This is a genomic window from Thauera sp. AutoDN2 (assembly GCF_051280715.1).
In the GTDB taxonomy this organism is placed as follows: domain Bacteria; phylum Pseudomonadota; class Gammaproteobacteria; order Burkholderiales; family Rhodocyclaceae; genus Thauera.
Window position 1 is genome coordinate 1 of the sequence record NZ_JBNCAR010000075.1, and the last position, 2,707, is coordinate 2,707.

Consider the following 2,707-nt stretch of genomic DNA (forward strand, 5'->3'; position numbering starts at 1 on the left):
CCCAACGTGCAGGAGTTCGACAAGCGGATGGCGCAGGCGCAGGAGAACATGAAGAAGATGCAAGAGCAGATGGACAAGATCAACCAGACTCAGGATCCCCAAGCGCGGCAAGAACTACTCCAGGACCACTGGACCACGATGCAGAACAACATGCAACTGATGCACGGCATGTGGGGGCCGGGCGGCGGCATGGGCTGCTGCATGGGCGGCCCGGGGATGGGGGCCGGAATGATGAGGGGCGGACCGATGATGGGATGGGGACATATGGGGGACTACTACTCAAAACTCACCCCGGAACAACAGCAGCAGCGCCAGTACATGATTGATCAATACATGCCGATGCAGCAGATGATGATGGATCACATGATGCGGCACCAGCAGTACATGCAGAGGAGGTGAGCGGTGTTTTCTGCCGGCAAACAGCCCTCGAAGCGCCATGTCGAGCACATCGGGGCGCTCGCTTGGCGCGCGAGTGGCGCGTAGTTTCGACGCATCGCTTCAAGCGACTGTGTTGAGTGAGAGCAGACCCATGCAGCGCAGCAGCTTTAACGTGCCGAAGATGGATTGTCCATCGGAAGAAAACCTCGTTCGCATGGCGCTCCAGGACATGCCGGAGTTGTCATTGTCGTTCGATCTGAAGCAACGTCAGGTCACGGTGCTGCATCGGGCTTCGGCGGACGAAGTCCTGGCGCGCCTGACGCGGCTCGGCCTCGGGGCAGCCCTGCAGAGCAGCGAGGCCGTGCACGATGACGCTGTGCCGTTGCCCGACGCCGGCGACGTCGCTGAATTGAAAGTGCTGCGGATGTTGCTCGGCATCAATGCTGCCATGTTCGTGATCGAGGTCGTGTTGGGCCTGTTGGCGCAGTCGGCCGGTCTGCTGGCTGACTCACTCGACATGTTCGCCGACGCGGCCGTCTACAGCCTGGCGCTCTATGCCGTGGGGCGTGCGGCTCACCTGAAGGTGAAGGCGGCCCACATCGCAGGGTGGCTGCAGCTGGTGCTTGCGCTGGGGGCTCTGTTCGAGGTCGGACGCAGGTTCGTCTTCGGCAGCGAGCCCGTCTCGGCTTTGATGATGGGAGTCGGAGTTGTTGCGCTTGTCGCAAACGTCACGTGCCTTGTGCTCATTTCGCGGCATCGTGATCGCGGCGCGCACATGACTGCAAGCTACATCTTCTCCGCCAACGACGTGCTGGCCAACCTCGGAGTGATCGTCGCGGGTGCCTTGGTCGCATGGACCGGCTCCGCCGTTCCCGACCTTGTCATCGGCGGGATCATCGGCGCAGTTGTGCTCAACGGCGCACGCAGGATTTTGGCTCTCCGATAGCGAGGGCATCGCCGCGCAATCCCGCCAAACGCGTTTCTGCGCACCATCGCACTCCTGCGGCTGCGCACCGGTCGAATGCGAAGCGCAGTTCAGCAACGACAGATAACACCGTTGATCGTGGCGTTGGGGCCAAGAACCGGCCGGATCGATTCGTGCGCCATACCGATTGGTGTCAGCCTCAGCGCACGCTTAGCGTGCGATTTTCTCCGTTTCGTGAGCGGACTCCTAGATCTTCTCCGAAGAGATGTCCATCAGGATGCTCACGAAGCCAAGCACCCAGATGCCCATGGGACTCCCGCCAGCCGCCTTGTGCGTAGGCTTCATGTGCGTTCTGGGCGAGATACGTTTAATTGGCGCAAAGGCTTCCCAGTTGATTTAGAAACCCAAGCCTGCCCCTGCCCCCAAAAGAGTGGCGACGCCGAGGAAGGCGAAGATGGCGGCGGCAATACGGTGCACAAGCTTGACCGGCATCTTGTCGGCGATTTTGTCACCCATGATGACGGCTGGCACATTCGCCACCATCATGCCCAGGGTTGTACCGGCAACGACCGCAATCAGATTCTGATACTGAGCTGCCAGCGCTACAGTGGCGATCTGCGTCTTGTCACCCATTTCGGCGAGGAAGAATGCAATCAGCGTAGTGGTGAAGACGCCAAGGCGAACCAGCTTCGCTTCATCTTCGTCGAATTTGTCCGGTATCAGAGTCCAGCCGGCCATTGCGATAAATGAAATGCCGAGCATCCAGCGAAGCGTCTCCGGTCCCATGAGCGTTGTGATCCATGTCCCCACTGCGCCTGCGAAGCCGTGATTGGCCAGAGTGGCGACAAAGATGCCGAAAACAATCGGCACCGGCTTACGGAATTTAGCTGCGAGAATGAACGCGAGGAGCTGGGTTTTGTCACCGATTTCGGCGAGCGCAACGATGCCGGTGGAGATCAGAAAAGCTTCCATACTGGTTTCCTCGGCCGGAATTCGACAAATGACCACGCCACCTCTCCGGCCAGTCGGAAGGTGGTGTGATCAAAGGTCTTGCCAAGCAGAAACCGCTTACGCCATGGTCGAGTGACCAAGTATGTTGACGCAAGCCTCTTCGGGTTGAAGAGAGGCTACTCCCCAATGAACGAGCGGCATTCTATCGATTGACCAGGCGCCCGTCTATCGAGGGCCGTTTCAAGCAGGCCGCCTTCGGATAGAGCGCTTTCTCAAATGACTGCGTCTTGCCGGCCTCAGAGCCCGTTTCGGCAACCTCGGGCAGAAGCAACAATGATACTTTCAGGGAGAGGTGGCCGGTTGCAGCGCAATGATGGCCATGCCGACCAGCGCGACGCCGGCGCCCGCGACATCCCAGCGGGTCAGCGCAACGCCATCCACGACGCGAAGCCA

At 59.9% G+C, this 2,707-nt stretch carries 3 protein-coding genes, 1 pseudogene and 1 riboswitch; of the genes and pseudogenes, 2 read left to right on the forward strand and 2 right to left on the reverse strand.

All coding sequences use genetic code 11. The features are described 5' to 3' along the window. Both ACPT9U_RS17385 and ACPT9U_RS17390 read left to right on the forward strand, forming a co-directional pair. On the forward strand, positions 1–399 hold a 399-nt coding region (locus tag ACPT9U_RS17385; RefSeq protein ID WP_435751876.1), incomplete at its 5' end, for a hypothetical protein. A 130-nt stretch (positions 400–529) separates the two neighbouring features. Further along, a complete protein-coding gene (locus ACPT9U_RS17390) occupies positions 530–1,324 on the forward strand; it encodes a cation transporter (protein ID WP_002924851.1) in 795 nt (264 codons plus the stop codon). A gap of 375 nt (positions 1,325–1,699) precedes the next feature. Here ACPT9U_RS17390 and ACPT9U_RS17395 read toward each other — a convergent pair whose 3' ends face one another. Continuing rightward, a complete protein-coding gene (locus ACPT9U_RS17395; protein ID WP_002924850.1) occupies positions 1,700–2,275 on the reverse strand; it encodes a TMEM165/GDT1 family protein in 576 nt (191 codons plus the stop codon). A gap of 3 nt (positions 2,276–2,278) precedes the next feature. Further along, positions 2,279–2,452, reverse strand: a riboswitch (yybP-ykoY riboswitch). A gap of 144 nt (positions 2,453–2,596) precedes the next feature. Next, positions 2,597–2,707: pseudogene (locus ACPT9U_RS17400) on the reverse strand (YnfA family protein); the annotation flags it as partial.

What these genes read in the sequence shown, in the direction of transcription:
- ACPT9U_RS17390 (WP_002924851.1), top strand. Translation starts at nt 530, where the DNA reads ATGCAGCGCAGCAGCTTTAACGTGCCGAAGATGGATTGTCCATCGGAA.
- ACPT9U_RS17395 (WP_002924850.1), bottom strand. Translation starts at nt 2,275, where the DNA reads ATGGAAGCTTTTCTGATCTCCACCGGCATCGTTGCGCTCGCCGAAATC.